Raw genomic sequence first — 18,977 nt, 5'->3', positions numbered from 1 at the left:
CCAAGCAATGAGCGAATTCCCCGAATGTCACGGCATCATCCCCGCAAGGTACGAATCCTCGCGGTTTCCGGGCAAGCCTCTGGTCGAGATCGGCGGCAGGCCCATGTTCTGGCACGTCTGGTCCCGGGCGTCCGCCTGCCCGCAGATGACCAGCGTGACCCTGGCCACGGACGACGAACGCATCTTTGACGCGGCCAAGGCCCTGGACGTGCCCGTGGTCATGACCCGGCGCGACCATAGCAGCGGCACGGACCGCGTGCTCGAGGCGGCGCGGGTCCTGTCCATTGACTCCGACGCGGTAGTGGTTAACATCCAGGGTGACGAGCCGTGCCTGGAGCCGGACATGCTCACCGAACTGGTCCGGCCCTTCGAGAATTGCAAGGTCCGGGTAACCACCCTGGCCACGTCCATCGGCCCGGACGAGGCGGCCTCGCCCGACCGGGTCAAGGTGGTCCGCGCCGGCAACGGGCGGGCGCTCTACTTCTCCCGCTCGCTGGTGCCCCATGACCGCGACGGGAAGCTGCACGGATTTCTGCTGCACATCGGCCTCTACGCCTTCCGCATGGAGGCTTTGGAGCGGTTTGGCAGCCTGGACCCGAGCCCGTTGGAGCAACGGGAAAAACTGGAACAGCTCCGTCTGCTCGAAGACGGTATCGATATTTACGTGACCGAGACGAGGCACACCTGCCACGGGGTGGACAGGCCCGAAGACCTCGTCAAGGTCAAGACCATTCTGGAGAACCATTGATGAAAGCGATTCTTGCCCTCGAAGACGGCACGATTTTCAAGGGGACGAGTTTCACCGGTCAGGGCGAGGCCTCCGGTGAGGTCATCTTCAACACCGGCATGACCGGCTACCAGGAAATTCTGACCGACCCGTCCTACACCGGACAGATGGTCACCATGACCTACCCGCTCATCGGCAACTACGGGATCAACCCCGAGGACGTGGAGTCGCACAAGGTCCAGGCGGCCGGCTTCATCGTCAAGGAATGCTGCAAGAAACCGAGCAACTGGCGCTCGACCATGTCCCTGCCCGACTACCTGACCGAGGCCGGGGTCATGGGCATCGAGGGCATCGACACCCGCGCCCTGACCCGCCACCTGCGCATCAACGGCGCCCAGCGCGGCTTCATGGCCACCGGCGACGCCGACCCGGCCGAACTGGTCGAGAAGGCCCGGTCCATCGAAAACATGGAAGGCCTCAACCTGGCCGACCGCGTGTCCTGCGACAAGCCGTACACCTGGGACGGCAAGAAGCCGGTCTACATCGACGACATCAAGGACTTCGCCTGGAAGGGCAAGGGCCCCAAGCTCGTCATCTACGACTACGGCATCAAGTGGAACATCCTGCGCCTCATGGAGGCCGAGGGGTTCGACATAATCGTGCTGCCCTCGAGCTACACCGCGGCCCAGGCGCGTGAACTCGGCCCGGACGCCATCTTCCTGTCCAACGGCCCGGGCGACCCGGCCGCCGTGACCACCGCCGTGGAAGCGGCCAGGGACCTATGCCAGGACATGCCCGTGGCGGGCATCTGCCTGGGCCACCAGATCCTCGGCCTGGCCATGGGCGGCACCACCTACAAGCTCAAGTTCGGCCACCACGGCTGCAACCACCCGGTCATGGACCTGCAGACCGAGAAGATCGAGATTTCCTCCCAGAACCACGGTTTCTGCGTGGATGTCGAAGGCCTCGATTTCCTTGAAAAAACCCATGTAAACTTGAACGACAACACCCTTGAAGGCTTCCGCCACAAGGAAAAGCCCATCCTGGCCATCCAGTACCACCCGGAAGCCGGCCCCGGTCCGCACGACAGCCGCTATTTCTTTCCGAGATTTCGTGATATGGTCAAGGAAAGTACCGGCCTATAGGCCCGCAGAACCACAGCCAGGAACGACTCATGTCATCAGATCTGATCAAATCACGCAAGAAGCTGAATTCCGTCGCCACCCTCTTGAAGAAGGGCAAGCACATGCCCGCCGTGCAGGCGGTTCACGACGGCCTCATTCTCTTCCTCAAGAATCAGGTCATGAAGAACGAACGGGACGAGTTCGAGGAAATCCTCCAGAAGGTCACCTATGTGCTCAACTCCGACAAGGAGCTGCGCAAGATCTACCCCCTGGTCATCAGCTATGAACCCGGCAAGGAACGTCCCCTGCTCGACGCCATGCGCGAACTGCTGCAGGAGCTCCAGAAGGCCCTGAACGAAGAGGTCCAGGGCGACCTGGACGCGCTCAACGCCCAGAAGCTGGCCGAACTGGAAAAGGGCCAGGCGCTCCTGGACGCCCAGGACTGGGACAAGGCCACCGAGGTCTTCGACCAGCTGGTGCGCACCTTCAGCGGCGACCCGGACCTCAAGGCCGACATCGCCGACCGCTACCTCAACGCGGGCCGGTACAAGGAAGCCTACTCCATGCTGGACGAGGCGCTCAAGGACGACCCCAACGCCATCCACCTGTACAACCGCATCGGCATGGTCCTGCGCAAGATGCAGGACTTCGAGACCGCCGAGAAATACTACCTCAAGGCCCTGACCCTGACCACCGAAGACGAATACCTGCACTACAATATGGGCCGCCTCTACTACGACTGGCGCAAATGGGGCAAAATGGCCAGCTCCGCCAACAAGGCCGTGGAAATCAACCCCAACTTCGCCGAAGCCGTCAAAATGCTCAAATTCGCCCAGAAAAAAATGGGCTAGCAGACCGCTACGATATTCAACGAAAAAGGGCTCCCTGACGGGAGCCCTTTTTCGTTGTTCGCGCCTCCGGCGGCCGGGGGAAGGGGGAGAGGGAACCCTTTGAAAAGGGCTTCCCTGTGCAACCGGAAACATGGGTAACACTTCTGCCCGGGTACATGGGTAACACTTTTATTGTTCGTCTACCGGTTCCGGGGGCCTGATCAGGCCCCCGGAACCGGAGGCGGGCAAGATGCCGAGCAGGACTGATCCGGCGTAGATGTTCAAGTCGCCGGCGCGGTTTTCCAGAAGGCCGATCAGACTGCCGGCCAGGCCCTGGCTGATGTACCGCCTGCGGCCCCTCCACTTGATTTCCCCGGTGTTTTCGACCCGCCGGACAGTGTGCTGTGCGGCGTATTGAAAGTCCGGTATTTCAGCTGGATATCTTCTCTCCGATCGGACGTAGACCTGGGCTGGGACGGCCATGCCCAACGCTTCATGGGGCCTGTTGTGGTTGTAGTGCCGACGCCAGGCGCGGAAGCGGCGCTGCTGTTGCCGCAGCCCTCTGCCCAGGCGGATTTCCCGCTTGAGGCTGCGGTGCATCCGCTCGTGCGCCCCGTTTTGTTGCGGCTTGCCCGGCTCGATAAACTCCACGTCGATCCCCAACCGCAGCCAAAGAGCACTCAGCCGGGACAGGCCGCCCGCTCCCGCCCCCGCGAACGGCGTTCCGTTATCCACGCGGATTATTTCGGGCAGGCCGAATCGGGCGAAAGTCCGGTCGAAGGCCTCCCGCGTGGGCGCGAAGGCGGGCCGGGACAGGGCCTCGCACCCCACGAGAAATCGGCTGTAACTATCCATAATCGTTAATGGATAGCAGGTGCTTCCGCAAAGCATCCTGAACCAGCCCTTGTAGTCGACGCTCCAGACGTGGTTGGGATGCTCGGGCTCCGTCAGCGTGCCTGGCCATTGCCGAAACCGGGCGTTGCGCCGCCTGCGCGCCTTGACCAGCCCCGCGTCCTTGAGGATGAGGGCGATGGTGCTGTGGGAGGGGGGCCGGAGCCCCCGATTGCGCAGCTCACCGGCGATCTTGCGCGGCCCGATGCCCGGCCACGCCTTGCGCAGGGCCACGACGGCCTCCCGCATTTCAACAGGCGTCCTATGCGGACAACCGCGCGGCCTCCTGGTCAGCTCCATGAATCCGAACTTGCCGAGTTCATGGTATCGTTTCAGCCACTTGTATCCTGTTTTTCGACTGATGCCGTACTTGCGGCACAATGCCGCTAGGGCCTCGGCGCCAAGCTGCGCCTCCATCACAAACAGCCATCGTTGATCCATAGGTTTGACCTCATTCCAGGGCATGGGCACCTCCAGGCTCTCATGCCCAAAGTGTTACCCCTGTTCCCGGGCTAATGTGTTACCTATGTACCCGGGCTGTACCCCCTTTCCCCCTTCCCCCGGACCCCCATCCCCCTTTCCCTCCTAAACTTCTTATCGCCGCTTCGCGGGGAGGGAGAGCGTGGATGCGTCCTCTTCTTGGAAAAGAAACCGCGTCCAACAAGGGGCGGCGATGAGGCAAAACCTACCTCAACCAACCGCACGCGCGAATGCGCAAACAAAAAGTTTGGGAGGGAGAGAGGGGTTGGGGGGTCCAGGGGGGAAGGGGAGAGAGGGGACCTTTGTCTCAAAAGGTCCCCTCTCTCCCCTTCCCCCCTGGCCGCCGGAGGCGCGACTTACATCAAACTTTCGATGTACAGCGCGGCGGCGAAGAGGTCGTCGCAGACGTGGTCGGCGCGTTGGCCGCACTTGGCTTCCTGGGCCGCGCCCTTGCCGGTACGCACGAGGATGGAGGTCGCGCCGGTGTTGTTCCCCAGCCCGATGTCGGCGGACTTGTCGCCGATCATGAACGCCTGGGCCGGGTCGAAATCGAGCTGCGCGGCGGCCTGTTCCATGAGGCCGGGCTTGGGCTTGCGGCAATGGCACTTGTCCTTGGGCTCGTGCGGGCAGTAGAAGACGCCGTCGATGGCCACACCCTCGGCGGCCAGCAGCTCGATCATGCGCTCGTTGCAGGCGTGGACCGCGTCCTCGCCGTAGTAGCCGCGCGCCACGCCGCTCTGGTTGGTCAGCACGGCCAGGCCGAAGCCCATGCCCTGCATCCGTTTGAGGCCCTCGACGGCCTGGGGCAGAAGCTCCACGCCGTCCGGGTCGTGCAGGTAGTGCTTGTCAAAGATGATGGTGCCGTCGCGGTCGAGCAGGATGTAGCGCTTGAACATGGTCACTCCGTCCCGCCGACCAGTTTTTGTAGCATATCCAGGGCGGCCCGGAAGCTGTCGATGGACGCCTCGCCCGTGCCCACCAGGTCGTAGCCGGTGCCGTGGTCCGGCGAGGTGCGCGGATACGGCAGGCCGAGGGTGACGTTCACGGCGCGGCTGAAATGGAGCAGCTTGAGCGGCGCGAGCCCCTGGTCGTGGTACATGGCCAGCACGGCCGGATACTGGCCCTTGGCCGCAAAGTGGAAGATGGTGTCGCCGGGTATGGGGCCCGCCGCGTCGATGCCCTCGGCCCTGGCCTGCTCCAGGGCCGGGATGACGGTGGTGATCTCCTCGTTGCCGATGCGCCCGGACTCCCCGGCGTGGGGGTTCAGGCCGCACACGCCGATGGGGCCTTCCAGACCCAAGGTGCGCACGAAGTCGGCGGTCAGGCGCAGGCAGTGCAGGATACGCTCTCTGGTGACCAGGGCGGGCACGTCGCGCAGTCGCGGGTGGGTGGTCACCAGGCTGACGCGCAGCTTGGGCGAGGGGTCGTCCGGGTCGTGGCCGCACAGATGCATGCACACGTTGTCGCGGCCCACGCCGAGCTTTTCGGCGAGAAATTCCGTATGGCCGGGAAAGTCGAACCCGGCGGCGTTGAGCATGGCCTTGTTCAACGGGCAGGTCAGCAATCCCTGGGCCAGGCCCGACTTCAGGACCTCGATGGCCGCGTCCAGGCTGACGCCCGCGGACAGACCGCCCTCGCGGCACGGCGCGCCCGGAGGAAAACAGACGTCGTCCAGCTCGGACGGCTGGTGGATGTAGACGCCGGGCCCCTTGTCCGTGATCTGGTCCGGGGAATCGATGGGGGTGAAGAAGCGGGCCGCGCCCAGCCTGGCCAGTTCGCGGTCCAGGGCCGGTGCCGGGCCGATGAGCAGGAACCGGTCCGTGGGCTCGCCGGAGTCCAGGAAATGGCGGGTGACCAGCTCGGGTCCGAGGCCGCAGGGGTCTCCGAGGGTTATGCACAGGGTTCGCATGATGGTCTCACCTTGAATGCGGTCGGTTCGGGATAGGCCGGTTTCGGGAGGCTACGCCGGGGTCCGGGCCAAGTCAATCCGCGTCCGGACAGGGGGTTGCGCCGTTCCGGAGCGAGGTCTGGTAGTCGGCCAGGATCAGGGCGTGGTCAAAGGCCAGTTCGGGCCATTGGCCCAGAGGATAGACCCTGGCCTCGGCCGCGTCGTCGCCCGCCGCGAGCTGCGACGGGTCCTCGGGCTCGCCGGTGTAGACCACGCTCATGGTGTGGCCGCGCGGGTCGCGGTTCGGGTCGGAGTAGACCCCGAGCAGACCGGTCAGCCGCACGGTCAGCCCGGTCTCCTCCCGCATCTCGCGCACGGCCGCGTGCTCGCAGGTCTCGCCGTAATCCACGAACCCGCCGGGCAGCGCCCAGCCCAGCGGCGGGTTGCTCCGCTTTACCAGGACCACGCCCTGCCCGCCGCCTTCTACCGGCATGGCGATGATCACGTCCACCGTGGGAGTGGGATTTCGATATACTTGAATTTCACCCCCGCAATGGGGGCAGGTCTGCACTTTGCCCATGGCACGCTCCGTTGGCTGTTGGATACGGCAGGACTGTCCCCAAACACGGCCACGAAGTCAAACCCCGGGAAAGGGATTCCACTTTTTTTACTCTGCCGAGATCCCCTTCCCGCCCCGGATACACCCGACGCAAGAGGCGATGATGCGGCTGAAAAGGAGCACAGAAAAACACCCAACATGCCGCTTTTATAATGATTATTATTGCGCAGCAAACCATACGAGAAAGGCTTCATCGGACCATCCGGTGAAGCCTTGGCTTTCTCGTGTGCAAATAAAAGGAAGAAGTTGATTTGATATGTAGCAACCGCTGTGCCAAAGTCTAAAAAGACGGCAATATTTTATTTTTAACCTATAAAATCAATATGCTATAGAAATACACCTGAAGAATAAAAAATCCTGCCCCCGGAAATGGGTACAGGATTTTTTACCTCGGACCGGCAAAGGTCCATTTCCCGTGTATACGGGTTCAAGTTTTTTAACCCGCCCGAACGGATCAGGCGTTGCGCACGGCCACGGAGAACCCCTTGTCGCAGAGTTTCTTGATGGATATCTCGCCCTCGCGGATGATTTCGAGCTTGCTGGAGCCGAGCATGCGGACCACGGTGGACGCCTTGTGGCCGCGCGGCCACGGCGGGTCGAAGTAGTAACCGTCGACCTTTTCCAGGAGCGCGGGGTCGATGTCCTCGGGCAGGGCCGCCGGGGGCTTGCCGGACAGGTTGGCGCTGGTGGCCACGATGGGCTTGCGGAACCGGCGCGACAGCTCCGAGGCGAACGGATGGCCGGACCAGCGCACCGAGGTGTAGCCCTCCTCGTCGGACAGCCAGGCGGGCAGTTCGGGCAACGCCTTGACCAGGATGGACAACGGACCGGGCCAGAACGCTTCGGCAAGGTCCAGCAGGGAGCGGGACTTTTCGGCGGTGACCAGGTCGAGCATGTCCAGGCCGCCGATGATCAGCGGCAGGGGCCGCTCCTCGGAGCGTCCCTTGACCTCGGCCACGCGGTCGCAGGCCTTTTCGCTGGTGGCGTCGCAGCCCAGCGCGTACAGGGTTTCGGTGGGATATATGACGATGCCGTCGGAACGAAGGACCTTGAGCAATTCTTGCATGACTCTCTCCTTACCTCGAATACCATTGGGTTTTGAGCGATTCCAGTTCCTCCCGGGAGAAGGAGGATTCGTCGTACATGCCGGCGGCGTCGCGCTGGGTGAACGCCTGATACAGGATGATGGCCGCGGCCACCGAGACGTTGAAGCTCTGGACCATTCCCTGCATGGGAATATAGACCTCGTCCGGGACCAGCCTGGCCAGCTCCGGGGAGGTGCCCCGGTGCTCGTTGCTCAGGATGATCGCCGTGGGCCGGGTGAAGTCGAAGTCCATGACCGGACGGGCCGTGGCCGAAAATCCGGTGCGCAGTATCTGCATGCCCTGCCCCTTCAGTTCGGCGATCATCTCGTCCGCGTCGATGTGCTCGGTGCGTTCGATCCACTTCTTGGCCGAGGCCGAGCTCTTCTGGGCCAGGTCGGGCCACTGCGAATCGGTATAGTACAGGTGCACCCCTGCCACGCCGAAGGCGTCGCAGCTTCTGAGGACCGCCGAAACATTGTGGGGGTCCCAGATGTTGTCCATGATCAGGGTCAGGTCCGGCTGCCGCCGGGACAGCACCTCGTCGATACGTTTCTTCCTTTCATCCGTTATCTGTCTGGGCATGCGGCGTTGGTATCCATTCTGCAATGGTTTGGCAACCCCGGACACACTTCAAGGCGACGCAACCGGCCAGATTATAATGTGATGCGAGTTATAAATTCCTATCATCATATTGACATTTTTTCATTTTACGTAGGAAAAGAAGATGTGAATTCTCTTTCCAAGGTAAGAAAGCGGGGAACGAAATGCGTGCACTCATTGTCGAAGACGAATTCCTGAGCCGCAAGGTCCTGCGGTCGTTCCTGATGACCCTTTTCGAGGTGGACATCGTGGTCAACGGCAGGGAGGCGGTGGAGGCGTTCAAGATGGGCCATGACGAAAACAGGCCGTACGACCTGATTCTCATGGACATCATGATGCCCGAGGTGGACGGGATCGAAGCGTTGCAGAAGATTCGGGACCTCGAGACGAAACACAACTACCGGCCGAGGGTCAAGGTGATCATGACCACGGCTCTGGACGACCCCCGGACGGTCATCCGGACCTTCCACGACGGCGAGGCCTCGGCCTACATTGTCAAGCCGGTCGCCAAGGACAAGTTGTACGCCGAGCTGGAAAAGCTCGGGCTCCTGCACAAATAAAGCCGAGGACCCGTCATGAGCGAAGACCCGATGGTCGAGGAGTTCTTCTCCGAAGTCAACGACAAGTACTACCCCCAGGTGATGGAGGGTCTCGAACTCCTCGAGGGCGAGGATTTGCCCCAGGGCATCGAGATCCTGGCCCGCCCCCTGCACACCATCAAGGGCGTTACCGGGTTCATGGCGGGCTTTGAAGAAGCTTCCCACTTTACCCACAAGATTGAGGATTTCCTGAAAAAAGTACAGTCCGGCGAAGTCGAGTCGACACCGGACAACGTGACCCTGCTCTCGCGCGGGGTGAACATGATATTCCAGGTTCTGGAACAGCTCAGAGAGGGCGACACGGACACCGGGGAACGCGAGGAAGTCCTGGCCCTGATCAAGGAGGCGTCCTCCAGCGAGCAGTCCGAGGGCGAATCCATGGGAGCCGGCGTGGACGTGGAGACCCGGGACGGGGTGACCGTGATCACGGTCAAGGACCCGCGCGTCCACCTGGAGGGCCACGTCAAGCCGATCATTTCGGCCATCCTGTTCATCGAGCCCGGCGACCCGGTGCTCCTGGACCTCGGCGGGGTGCTGACCTTCGGCTCCGGCGCGTGGGCCGCCGTGGCCAGCATGGGCACGACCTTCAAGATCGCGGCCTGCTCCCTTTCGCCGGACGCCAAGCAGACGCTCATCGGGTGGGGCTTCGACAAGACCATCTCCGTTTATCCCGACAGGGAAACCTATTTCACCGCGCAATAAGGGGAAGCCATGCAAGACAGCATCATCCAGTGCATCGAGGACATCGAACAGCAAATCCTCGAAGTGGACGCCACCGGCCAGGGGGTCGAAGCGGTGGTGGACGCACTCGGCCTGTCGTGCATGCAACTCTCCTCGGCCGGGGTCATCGCCCTGCTGGACATGCTCAAGGACGGCATCACGCCCGTCAGCAGCGACATCATCACCTCCCTGCTCGGCATCTGCGAGGCCCAGAAGAAGTTCTTTTTCGCCCTGGGCGGCCTGCTTGAGGGCAGCGCCGACGCTCTGGCCAAGATCAAGCGCTCGCCGTCCGCCCCGGCAGTAGAGGAATCCGAGGAGGACGCGGCCAAGGCGTTCTCGGAACCGCCCACTGCCGAGGCCGACGCGCCCGAGGAAGAGGACGCGCCCGCCGAATCCAAGGCCGACGCCAAGCCCGAGCCCAAGGCCGAATCCAAGGCCGACGCCAAGGGTGCGCCCGCGGCCATCTCCTCCATCCGCGTGGCCACCGACCGGCTCGACCGGGTCATCGAACTGGTGGGCAAGCTCATGGTCACCTACGCGGTCATCGCCCAGGGCGGGGCCACCAGCATGACCCAGATGGCCTCCAGCCTGCGCGAGCTGGACAACGTCATCACCCGGCTCCAGCAGGAGGTCAACGCCATCCGCCTGGTGCCGCTCAAGCAGATTTTCATGCCCATGCACCGGCTGGTCAAGAGCCTGTCCCAGAAGATCGGCAAGAAGCTCGACTTCGAGGTCAAGGGCGACGACCTGGCCCTGGACAAGACCATCGTGGAATCCCTGAACGAGCCCCTGGTCCACCTGCTGCGCAACGCCGTGGACCACGGCCTGGAAGACCCCGAGGGGCGCAAGGCCGCGGGCAAGTCCGAGACCGGCACCGTGACCCTGTCCGCCTGGCGCAAGGGCGACAGCGCCTTCATCCAGGTCGGCGACGACGGGCGCGGCCTGGACCCGGACCGCATCCTGGCCAAGGCGCTGGAAAAGGGGCTGGCCGACCCGGACAAGGAATACGAGACCGAGGAAATCCTCCAGTTCGTCCTCCAGAGCGGCTTTTCCACGGCCGAGAAGATCACCGACGTGTCCGGGCGCGGCGTGGGCATGGACGCGGTGGTCAACGCCATCAAAGTCGCCCTGGACGGCGAGGTGTCCATCAAGAGCACGCTCGGCAAGGGCGCGGCCTTCACCATCGTCATCCCCCTGGACCGCTCGGCCAACGAAGGCATCGTGGACGCCCTGGTCTGCAAGGTGGGCGGCGATACCTTCATCATGCCCAGCCGCGACGTGGTCGAGATCTACATGCCCCGGCACAACGACGTGGTCCAGCTGCCCGACGGCCGCGAGACCGTGGACGTGCGCGGCGAGGTCCATTCCCTGCTCCGCCTGGCCGACCTCCTGGAACTGACCCCGGAGATCGACGACATCGAGATGGCCCAGGCCATCGTGGTCCGGGTGGGCGACTACAAGGGCGCCATCCTGGTGGATGAAGTCCTCCGCCAGCAGCAGGTGGTCATCACCGGCTTCACCGTGCCGGTGCATGAAATCTTCCAGATCCCCATCCTGGGCTACGGCATGATGGGCGAATCCGACGCCCTGGTCATCGACGCCGAGGAGATGATCCAGCAATTCCAGGATCGCATCGCCAAGGCCGCCGACTCGTCCTTGACATAACCGCCGCCCGGAGCATAATCCTCAATCTTCAGGTGTCCTCGGACTCAATAGGGAATCCCGTGCGAATCGGGAGCGGACCCGCCGCCGTGACGTCCTGCCGAACCGCTGCCATTCATGCCACTGGGGTCTCCCTGGGAAGGCGGCAGCGGGAGGGACCAGCCGGAAGACCTGCCTGATGCGCGCAATGGACTTGCCACGGTGGTACGTGGGCTTGCCGCCGAGGTATCGAAGGGATAATACGGACCCCTTCCTCTGAATTCGAAGAGGAAGGGGTTATTCATTTCCCGGACCCGCCCCTTTCGGAGAACATCGATGAACCTGTTCAGAAACTCCATCTTCCTCCTGCTCGTCCTGCTCATGGCCGTACCGGCCCAGGCCGGGCACCACGACGAGGGCCCGGCCAGACCGGCCATCGTCCTGGCCGCCTTCGGCACTTCCTACCCCGAAGCGGTCAAATCCATCCTGAACATCAAGACCAAGGTGGAGGCGGCCAATCCCGGCGTGCCCGTGCGCCTGGCCTTCACCTCGAACATCATCCGCCGCATCTGGCAGAAGCGCCAGGACGACGCGGCCTGGAAGACGGCGCACGCCGACATCCCGGAGGAGGTCCTGTACGTCAAGCACCCCCTGGCCACCATCGCGGACCTCCAGAACGACGGCTACCGCGACATCACCGTGCAGTCCCTGCACGTCTTCGCGGGCGAGGAGTTCCACGACCTGATCACCCTGGTCGGCTCCCTGAAATCCATCCGCACCCTGAAGCCCCGCCACGCGCCCTTTGTCCGCCTGGCTCTGGGCCGTCCGGCCCTGGGCATGCCCGGTGAGGACCATCCCTACACCGAGGACCTGGCCAAGGCCGCCAAGGCCCTCAAGGCCGATGTGGAACACGCCCGCAAGATGAACGCCGCCCTGGTTTACATGGGGCATGGCAACGACTACTTCTCCACCGGCATCTATTCCGAATTCCAGAAGGTGCTGCAGGACGAATACGACTACCCCATCTACATCGGCTGCGTGGAAGGCTTTCCCGGGTTCGACGACATGGCCGCGCAGCTCAAGGGCGCGGGCAAGAAGAACATCCTGCTCAAGCCGTTCATGATCGTGGCCGGCGACCATGCCACCAACGACATGGCGGGCGATGAGGACGACTCGTGGAAGGTCATGCTGACCAAGGCCGGATACAAGGTCACCCCCGACTTGAACGGCCTGGGCATGATGGACGCCTGGGCCGACATCTATGTGGACCACGTCAAGGACGCCATGGCCCAAAAGCAGGGCGCGGAATAGGTTCATGACGACCGCCGCCTCCCGTACCCCCCTTCGCAACGGCCTGACCGTGGCCCTGCTCGCGGCAGCGCTTGCCGGGCTGGCCCTGGCCGCCTGCGGCCTGGGGGTCATCCCCATCCCGCCGGGCGAGGTCCTGCGCGGGCTGCTGAACGGGCTCCGGGGGGCGGCGGATTCGCTGGACACCACCACGGCGGGCATCCTTCTGGACGTCCGCCTACCGCGTATCCTGACCTGCGCGGCCGTGGGCTTCGGCTTGGCCGTGGCGGGCGCGGTCTTCCAGGGACTGCTGCTCAACCCCCTGGCCGACCCGTTCACCCTAGGCGTGTCCTCGGGCGCGGCCTTCGGCGCGGCCCTGGCCCTGCTCCTGGGCCTCTCCTTTTTCGGCCCGGCCACCCTGCCGGTCCTGGCCTTCGCGGGCGCGGCCCTGACCCTCTTCGCGGTCATCTCCCTGGCCGGGCGGGACGGCGAGCTGTCCCCGGCCTCGCTCATCCTTTCAGGGGTCATCGTCTCGGCCATCCTCTCGGCGGGCATCAGCTTCATCAAGTACCTGGCCGACGAGCGGGTCTCGGTCATCGTCTTCTGGCTCATGGGCAGCTTCGTGGGCCGCACCTTGAACGACGCGGCCTTGGCCGGCTCGGCATCCATCGCGGCCTTCGCGATCTGCCTCTACTACGGACGCGACCTGAACATCATGAGCCTGGGCACCCGCTCGGCCCGCAGCCTGGGCGTGGACACCGGCCGGGTGCGCCTGATCCTGCTGGTGACCGCTTCCCTGGTCAGCGCGGTCTGCGTGTCCGTGAGCGGAGTCATTGGCTTTGTCGGGCTGATCGTGCCGCATCTGATGCGCATGGTCGTGGGCCCGGACAACCGCTGGCTGCTGCCCGCCTCGGGCCTGGGCGGGGCCATCCTGCTCCTGCTGGCCGACACCGTGACCCGCGCCCTGCTGCCCCACGAGGTGCCCATCGGCGTGCTCACCGCGCTCATCGGCGGCCCGGTCTTCTGCTGGATCTTCAGCCGCTCCCGGAGGCTGGCCCGTGGATAGCGCCACCTTCACCCTGCAGGACCTCGGCTTCGCCTACGGCGACGCGCCGGTGCTTCGCGGCCTGGACCTGGGGTTCGCCCCGGGCATGGTCCACGGGATCATCGGTCCCAACGGCAGCGGCAAGTCCACCCTGCTCGGCCTGCTGGCCGGACTGCTCGCGCCCACCTCGGGCGCGGCGCGCCTCAACGGCGAGGACGTGTCCGCCTGCCCCCCGGCCCGGCTGGCCGGGCTCTGCGCCCTGGTCTCCCAGGACCAGCCCCTGCGCTTCCCGTTCACCGTGGCCGAGACCGTGCTCATGGGGCGGCACCCGCACATCCCCCGGTTCAGCCGTCCCGGCCCGCGCGACATAAAGCGCGTGGAACAGGCCCTGGCCGCCATGGACCTCACAGGCCTGCGCCACCGCGCCGTGGCCGACCTGTCCGGGGGCGAGCGCCAGCGCACCGCCGTGGCGCGCGGTCTGGCCCAGGACACCCCGGCCCTGCTCCTGGACGAGCCCACCTCGGCCATGGACATCCGCCACGCCATGGCGACCATGGAGGAGCTCGTCCGGCTGGCCGAAGCGGGCCGCACCGTGGTGGCCGTGCTCCACGACCTGAACCTGGCCGCCCGGTACTGCGACAACCTGGTCATGCTGGACAAAGGGGCCGTTCACGCCTATGGCAACGTTTCCCGCACGCTCACTCCCGAAAACATCCACGCGGTCTTCGGCGTGCGCGCCGCCGTTCTGGAAACCGAATACGGACCGCACATCGTCTATATCCAAGGAAACTGATCTTGAAACGCCTCTTCTTCACCCTCGCCTTCATCCTGTTCCTCTGCTCCACGGCCCAGGCCCGGACCATCACCGACGACTCGGGCCGGACCGTCTCCTTCGACAAACCGTTCACCCGGATCATCTCCCTGTACGGCGCGCACACCGAAAACCTCTTTTCCCTCGGCCTGGACGAGCAGATCATCGGCGTGTCCACCGACGAGGACTACCCGGCCGCCGCCCTGGGCAAGCCCGCCTTCAACGCCCGCGACGGGGTGGAGAAGTTCCTGGCCGCCAAGCCCGACCTGATCCTGATCCGGCCCATGCACATGCGCGCCTACGCCGGGCTGTGGAACGCGCTCGCCCGCCACGGCGTCACCGTGGTCTCGCTCCAGCCCGACTCCATTGAGGCCATGTTCGGCTACTGGCGCACCCTGGGGGCCCTGACCGGCCGCCAGGCCAAGGCCGAATACATGATCGAGGACTTCCGCGACGGCGTGCGCCGCGCCGAGGACCGGCTGGGCACCATCCCCGAGGAGGAACTGCCCGGCGTGTTCTTCGAATCCATCCACCGCAAATCCGCCACCTTCTCGCCCGGCTCCATGCCCCTGTTCGTGCTGGAAAAGGCGGGCGGCATCAACGTGGCCGCCGACGCCCGGCCCCGCCACGGGACCAACATCGCGGACTACGGCCTGGAGCGGCTGCTGAACAAGGGCGGCCGGATCGACGTCTACCTTGCCCAGCGCGGAACCATGAACGACGTCTCCGTCAAGGACATCGTGGGCAGCCCGGCCGCCTCGCGCATCAAGGCCGTCCTGACCCGCAACGTCTTTCTGGTGGACGAGCACCTGGTCTCGCGCCCCACCCTGCGCCTGCTCGAAGGCATCGACACCGTATACCAGCTCCTGCACCCCTAGCCCCGAGTTGACGGGCCAGCGCAAAACAGACACAGTCGGCTACCGACAAAAACAGAACGGATAGACAACGTGACCAAGAAAGGCACTCTCTACGGCATCGGGGTAGGCCCCGGCGACCCGGAACTGCTCACCCTCAAGGCCGTGCGCGTCCTCGGACAGGTGGACGTCATCTTTGCCGCCGCCTCCACCAAGAACGACTATTCCACGGCGTACTCCATTGCCAAACCGCATCTCAAGGAAGGCGTGCGCATCATCCGCCTGGGCTTTCCCATGACCAAGGACCAGGACACCCTGGATGAGGCCTGGGCCGAGAACGCCCGACTCGTGGCCGAAGTCCTGGACAGCGGCCGGGACGCCGCCTTCCTGACCCTGGGCGACCCACTGACCTACTCCACCTACGGCTACCTGCAGCGCACCCTGCTGGAGATGAACCCGGACCTGCGCCTGCGCGCCGTGCCCGGCATCACCTCCTTCCACGCTGCGGCCGCGCGCATCGGCCTGGTCCTGTGCGAGTCCAAGGAATCCCTGCTCATCACCTCGGGCGTGGCCGATCCCGCCCGCCTGGAGGAGCAGCTGAACACCGCCGACAACGCGGTCATCCTCAAGGCGTACAAGAACTTCGACGAGATTCGCGCCCTGCTGACCAAGCTCCGCCTGGCCGACACCACGGTTCTCGTCTCCCGCCTGGACATGGACGATGAGTCCATTCTCATGGACATCAAGGATGCCCCCAAGCAGCCCCATTACTTCTCCCTGGCCCTGGTCAAGAGGAACAAATCGTGAGCACCGCCATCGTCCTGGCCGCCTTCGGCTCACGGCACGAGAACGCCATGGACTCGCTGACCCACATCACCGAGCGGGTCAGGGCGGCCTATCCGGACATCCCGGTGCGCGTGGCCTACACCTCCAAGACCATCCGGGGGCACATGAAGAAGGCGGGCGAAGCGGTCGACTCCGTGCCCGCCGCCCTGGACAAGCTCCTCAATGAAGGCGTCACCCACGTGGCCGTCCAGTCCCTGCATCTCATCCCGGGCACCGAGTTCCACGAACTCCTCGGCCTGGCCAACGAACTCATGCTCCGCGAGCACGGCTTCACCCGCGTGGAGGTCGGCTTTCCCCTGGTGGCCGGCGAGGCGGGCGTGGAGGAAGTGGCCGACGCGGTCCTGGCCATCGCCGAGCAGGGCAAGGGCGAAAACGACGCCGTGCTGTTCATGGGCCACGGCACCAAGCACGACGGCAACGTCTACTACGAGGCCCTGCACCGCGCCTTCCAGAAGCGCGATCCGTCCGTGCACATGGGCGCCATGGAGGCCGAACCCGGCATCGACGCGATCATCGAACGGTTCCGGCGCGACGGCGTGAAAAAGGCCCACCTCCTGCCCTTCCTCTTCGGTGCGGGCTGGCACGCCGCCCGCGACATGGTCGGCGACTCCGAGACCAGCTGGCAGACCCGCCTGGAAAAGGCGGGCATCAAGTGCGAGGCCGTGCTCAAGGGCGCGGGCGAATACGACCGTCTCGTGGACATCTGGCTCAGCCACCTCCACGACGCCCTGGCGCGCATGAACCGCTGTTAGCGGTTGCCTCCGGCGGCCGGGGGAAGGGGAGAGAGGGAACCCTTTGAAAAGGGCTTCCCCTGTGCAACCGGAAACATGGGTAACACTTCTGCCCGGGTACATGGGTAACACTTTTATTGTTCGTCTACCGGTTCCGGGGGCCTGATCAGGCCCCCGGAACCGGAGGCGGGCAAGATGCCGAGCAGGACTGATCCGGCGTAGATGTTCAAGTCGCCGGCGCGGTTTTCCAGAAGGCCGATCAGACTGCCGGCCAGGCCCTGGCTGATGTACCGCCTGCGGCCCCTCCACTTGATTTCCCCGGTGTTTTTGACCCGCCGGACAGTGTGCTGTGCGGCGTATTGAAAGTCCGGTATTTCAGCTGGATATCTTCTCTCCGATCGGACGTAGACCTGGGCTGGGACGGCCATGCCCAACGCTTCATGGGGCCTGTTGTGGTTGTAGTGCCGACGCCAGGCGCGGAAGCGGCGCTGCTGTTGCCGCAGCCCTCTGCCCAGGCGGATTTCCCGCTTGAGGCTGCGGTGCATCCGCTCGTGCGCCCCGTTTTGTTGCGGCTTGCCCGGCTCGATAAACTCCACGTCGATCCCCAACCGCAGCCAAAGAGCACTCAGCCGGGACAGGCCGCCCGCTCCCGCCCCCGCGAACGGCGTTCCGTTATCCACGCGGATTATTTCGGGCAGGCCGAATCGGGCGAAAGTCCGGTCGAAGGCCTCCCGCGTGGGCGCGAAGGCGGGCCGGGACAGGGCCTCGCACCCCACGAGAAATCGGCTGTAACTATCCATAATCGTTAATGGATAGCAGGTGCTTCCGCAAAGCATCCTGAACCAGCCCTTGTAGTCGACGCTCCAGACGTGGTTGGGATGCTCGGGCTCCGTCAGCGTGCCTGGCCATTGCCGAAACCGGGCGTTGCGCCGCCTGCGCGCCTTGACCAGCCCCGCGTCCTTGAGGATGAGGGCGATGGTGCTGTGGGAGGGGGGCCGGAGCCCCCGATTGCGCAGCTCACCGGCGATCTTGCGCGGCCCGATGCCCGGCCACGCCTTGCGCAGGGCCACGACGGCCTCCCGCATTTCAACAGGCGTCCTATGCGGACAACCGCGCGGCCTCCTGGTCAGCTCCATGAATCCGAACTTGCCGAGTTCATGGTATCGTTTCAGCCACTTGTATCCTGTTTTTCGACTGATGCCGTACTTGCGGCACAATGCCGCCAGGGCCTCGGCGCCAAGCTGCGCCTCCATCACAAACAGCCATCGTTGATCCATAGGTTTGACCTCATTCCAGGGCATGGGCACCTCCAGGCTCTCATGCCCAAAGTGTTACCCCTGTTCCCGGGCTAATGTGTTACCTATGTACCCGGGCTGTACCCCTCTCTCCCCTTCCCCCGGACCCCCATCCCCTCTCTCCTTCCTAAACTTTTTGGGCCGCTTCGCAGGGGGGGGCGCTATTGCGGACGTTGACTTTTGAATGGTTTCGTTTCGTCAACAAAAAGAGGAGGACCATATGGTCCTCCTCTTTCGTCCGCCGGGGTGCGGTGATCCTAGGCATTCGGTGCACCCTCGGCCAGGACCTTGTAGGTGCACAGCTTGCACGTCACGTTCTCGTTCTTGAGGTAGTCCGCCTCCTCCATGCTGACCAACTCCCAGGCGTCCGCCTTTTCCAGGGCGATCATGCGGTCGCGGTACCCGTAGTCCTCGTACGCCCCTTCGCGGATGGTGAAGCAGATATGCCCGTCGGGCCGGGTCACGCGGATAAGTTCGTCGAAGGCGGTCGCGTCCACGTGGCCATAGGTCAATGTGCCCACGCAGACCACGGCGCCGTACGCGTCATCGTCGATATCGAGCTTCTTGCTCAGGTCGGCCTGCATGAGCGAGCCGTAGATGTCCTTGGACTCGGCCACGCGGAGCATGTCCTCGGAATAGTCCAGGGCGTGGATGTCCCCGTACCCCTTGTCCGAGAGTATCCGCCCCACCTGGCCGGTGCCGCAGCCCGCGTCGAGGATGCGCACGCCGGTCTTGGGCTCCACGCGCTGCAGGGCCCGGGCCGCGGCCGCAGGGGCCACATAGCCGAAGCTGCCCACCGTGTCGTTGTCGTAGTCGTCCGCCCAATCCTTGTAGGCGTCCATCAGTTCGGCATGGTTGGTGGCGGTATAGACCTTGTCCAATGTCTTGTTGTCGGAAACCATTC

Annotated in this window: 20 protein-coding genes and 1 riboswitch; of the genes, 12 read left to right on the top strand and 8 right to left on the bottom strand. The window is 64.3% G+C overall.

From position 1 onward, the window contains the following. Positions 1–7: 7 nt before the first annotated feature. The 3 genes from kdsB to ACR42D_RS06105 are packed head-to-tail and all read left to right on the top strand — an operon-like array spanning position 8 to position 2,702. Positions 8–748 (top strand): 3-deoxy-manno-octulosonate cytidylyltransferase, encoded by a 741-nt coding sequence (kdsB, locus tag ACR42D_RS06115; protein ID WP_484565972.1) that lies wholly within the window; start codon positions 8–10, stop codon positions 746–748. After that, a complete protein-coding gene (carA, locus tag ACR42D_RS06110) occupies positions 748–1,872 on the top strand; it encodes a glutamine-hydrolyzing carbamoyl-phosphate synthase small subunit (protein WP_484565971.1) in 1,125 nt (374 codons plus the stop codon). Before kdsB ends, carA begins: the two co-directional genes overlap by 1 nt. Positions 1,873–1,901: 29 nt before the next feature. Further along, complete coding sequence (locus ACR42D_RS06105) at positions 1,902–2,702, top strand: tetratricopeptide repeat protein (protein ID WP_484565970.1); 801 nt, start codon at positions 1,902–1,904, stop codon at positions 2,700–2,702. Positions 2,703–2,870: 168 nt separating this feature from the next. Here the strand turns inward: ACR42D_RS06105 and ACR42D_RS06100 are convergent, their stop codons facing one another. The 6 genes from ACR42D_RS06100 to ACR42D_RS06075 all read right to left on the bottom strand — a co-directional run bounded on the left by ACR42D_RS06100 (position 2,871) and on the right by ACR42D_RS06075 (position 8,226). Next, positions 2,871–4,013, bottom strand: coding sequence for an IS481 family transposase (locus ACR42D_RS06100; protein ID WP_484565969.1), 1,143 nt, complete (start codon positions 4,011–4,013; stop codon positions 2,871–2,873). Between the two features lie 395 nt (positions 4,014–4,408). Beyond that, entirely contained in the window at positions 4,409–4,948 is a 540-nt protein-coding gene (gene gmhB / locus ACR42D_RS06095; RefSeq protein ID WP_484565968.1) for a D-glycero-beta-D-manno-heptose 1,7-bisphosphate 7-phosphatase, read from the bottom strand. Positions 4,949–4,950: 2 nt separating this feature from the next. After that, entirely contained in the window at positions 4,951–5,961 is a 1,011-nt protein-coding gene (gene pdxA, locus ACR42D_RS06090; protein ID WP_484565967.1) for a 4-hydroxythreonine-4-phosphate dehydrogenase PdxA, read from the bottom strand. 73 nt (positions 5,962–6,034) lie between these two features. Further along, a complete protein-coding gene (locus ACR42D_RS06085) occupies positions 6,035–6,520 on the bottom strand; it encodes an NUDIX domain-containing protein (protein WP_484565966.1) in 486 nt (161 codons plus the stop codon). Between the two features lie 493 nt (positions 6,521–7,013). Beyond that, positions 7,014–7,625 (bottom strand): L-threonylcarbamoyladenylate synthase, encoded by a 612-nt coding sequence (locus ACR42D_RS06080; protein WP_484565965.1) that lies wholly within the window; start codon positions 7,623–7,625, stop codon positions 7,014–7,016. A gap of 10 nt (positions 7,626–7,635) precedes the next feature. Continuing rightward, on the bottom strand, positions 7,636–8,226 hold the full coding sequence (locus ACR42D_RS06075; RefSeq protein WP_484565964.1) for a TrmH family RNA methyltransferase: 591 nt from the start codon (positions 8,224–8,226) through the stop codon (positions 7,636–7,638). A 182-nt stretch (positions 8,227–8,408) separates the two neighbouring features. Between ACR42D_RS06075 and ACR42D_RS06070 the strand changes: the two genes are divergently transcribed. The 9 genes from ACR42D_RS06070 to ACR42D_RS06030 all read left to right on the top strand — a co-directional run bounded on the left by ACR42D_RS06070 (position 8,409) and on the right by ACR42D_RS06030 (position 16,799). Next, a complete protein-coding gene (locus ACR42D_RS06070; RefSeq protein ID WP_484565963.1) occupies positions 8,409–8,804 on the top strand; it encodes a response regulator in 396 nt (131 codons plus the stop codon). A 15-nt stretch (positions 8,805–8,819) separates the two neighbouring features. Further along, positions 8,820–9,545, top strand: coding sequence for an Hpt domain-containing protein (locus tag ACR42D_RS06065; protein ID WP_484565962.1), 726 nt, complete (start codon positions 8,820–8,822; stop codon positions 9,543–9,545). 9 nt (positions 9,546–9,554) lie between these two features. Next, a complete protein-coding gene (locus ACR42D_RS06060) occupies positions 9,555–11,228 on the top strand; it encodes a chemotaxis protein CheA (RefSeq protein WP_484565961.1) in 1,674 nt (557 codons plus the stop codon). A gap of 13 nt (positions 11,229–11,241) precedes the next feature. Continuing rightward, a riboswitch (cobalamin riboswitch) is annotated at positions 11,242–11,418 on the top strand. A gap of 122 nt (positions 11,419–11,540) precedes the next feature. Beyond that, positions 11,541–12,515, top strand: coding sequence for a sirohydrochlorin cobaltochelatase (locus ACR42D_RS06055; RefSeq protein ID WP_484565960.1), 975 nt, complete (start codon positions 11,541–11,543; stop codon positions 12,513–12,515). Between the two features lie 4 nt (positions 12,516–12,519). After that, positions 12,520–13,557, top strand: a complete 1,038-nt coding sequence (locus ACR42D_RS06050; RefSeq protein ID WP_484565959.1) for a FecCD family ABC transporter permease — start codon at positions 12,520–12,522, stop codon at positions 13,555–13,557. Further along, on the top strand, positions 13,550–14,329 hold the full coding sequence (locus ACR42D_RS06045) for an ABC transporter ATP-binding protein (RefSeq protein ID WP_484565958.1): 780 nt from the start codon (positions 13,550–13,552) through the stop codon (positions 14,327–14,329). Before ACR42D_RS06050 ends, ACR42D_RS06045 begins: the two co-directional genes overlap by 8 nt. Before the next feature lie 2 nt (positions 14,330–14,331). After that, positions 14,332–15,225 carry an ABC transporter substrate-binding protein gene (locus ACR42D_RS06040; protein WP_484565957.1) on the top strand — a complete coding sequence of 298 codons (894 nt, stop codon included), beginning with the start codon at positions 14,332–14,334 and terminating at the stop codon, positions 15,223–15,225. A gap of 69 nt (positions 15,226–15,294) precedes the next feature. Then, positions 15,295–16,008: a precorrin-2 C(20)-methyltransferase gene (gene cobI, locus ACR42D_RS06035; RefSeq protein ID WP_484565956.1), complete on the top strand. Its 714-nt coding sequence runs from the start codon at positions 15,295–15,297 to the stop codon at positions 16,006–16,008. Further along, entirely contained in the window at positions 16,005–16,799 is a 795-nt protein-coding gene (locus tag ACR42D_RS06030) for a sirohydrochlorin cobaltochelatase (RefSeq protein WP_484565955.1), read from the top strand. The genes cobI and ACR42D_RS06030 overlap by 4 nt, the downstream gene beginning before the upstream one ends. Before the next feature lie 113 nt (positions 16,800–16,912). Here ACR42D_RS06030 and ACR42D_RS06025 read toward each other — a convergent pair whose 3' ends face one another. Both ACR42D_RS06025 and ACR42D_RS06020 read right to left on the bottom strand, forming a co-directional pair. After that, positions 16,913–18,055, bottom strand: a complete 1,143-nt coding sequence (locus ACR42D_RS06025) for an IS481 family transposase (RefSeq protein WP_484565549.1) — start codon at positions 18,053–18,055, stop codon at positions 16,913–16,915. 275 nt (positions 18,056–18,330) lie between these two features. After that, positions 18,331–18,975 (bottom strand): class I SAM-dependent DNA methyltransferase, encoded by a 645-nt coding sequence (locus ACR42D_RS06020; protein WP_484565954.1) that lies wholly within the window; start codon positions 18,973–18,975, stop codon positions 18,331–18,333. Positions 18,976–18,977 lie beyond the last annotated feature (2 nt).

The organism is Pseudodesulfovibrio sp. lm2024 (genome assembly GCF_051175575.1).
Lineage (GTDB): Bacteria > Desulfobacterota > Desulfovibrionia > Desulfovibrionales > Desulfovibrionaceae > Pseudodesulfovibrio > Pseudodesulfovibrio caledoniensis.
The sequence above is the reverse complement of the archived record's forward strand: the minus strand, read 5'-3'. Positions and strand labels throughout refer to the sequence as shown.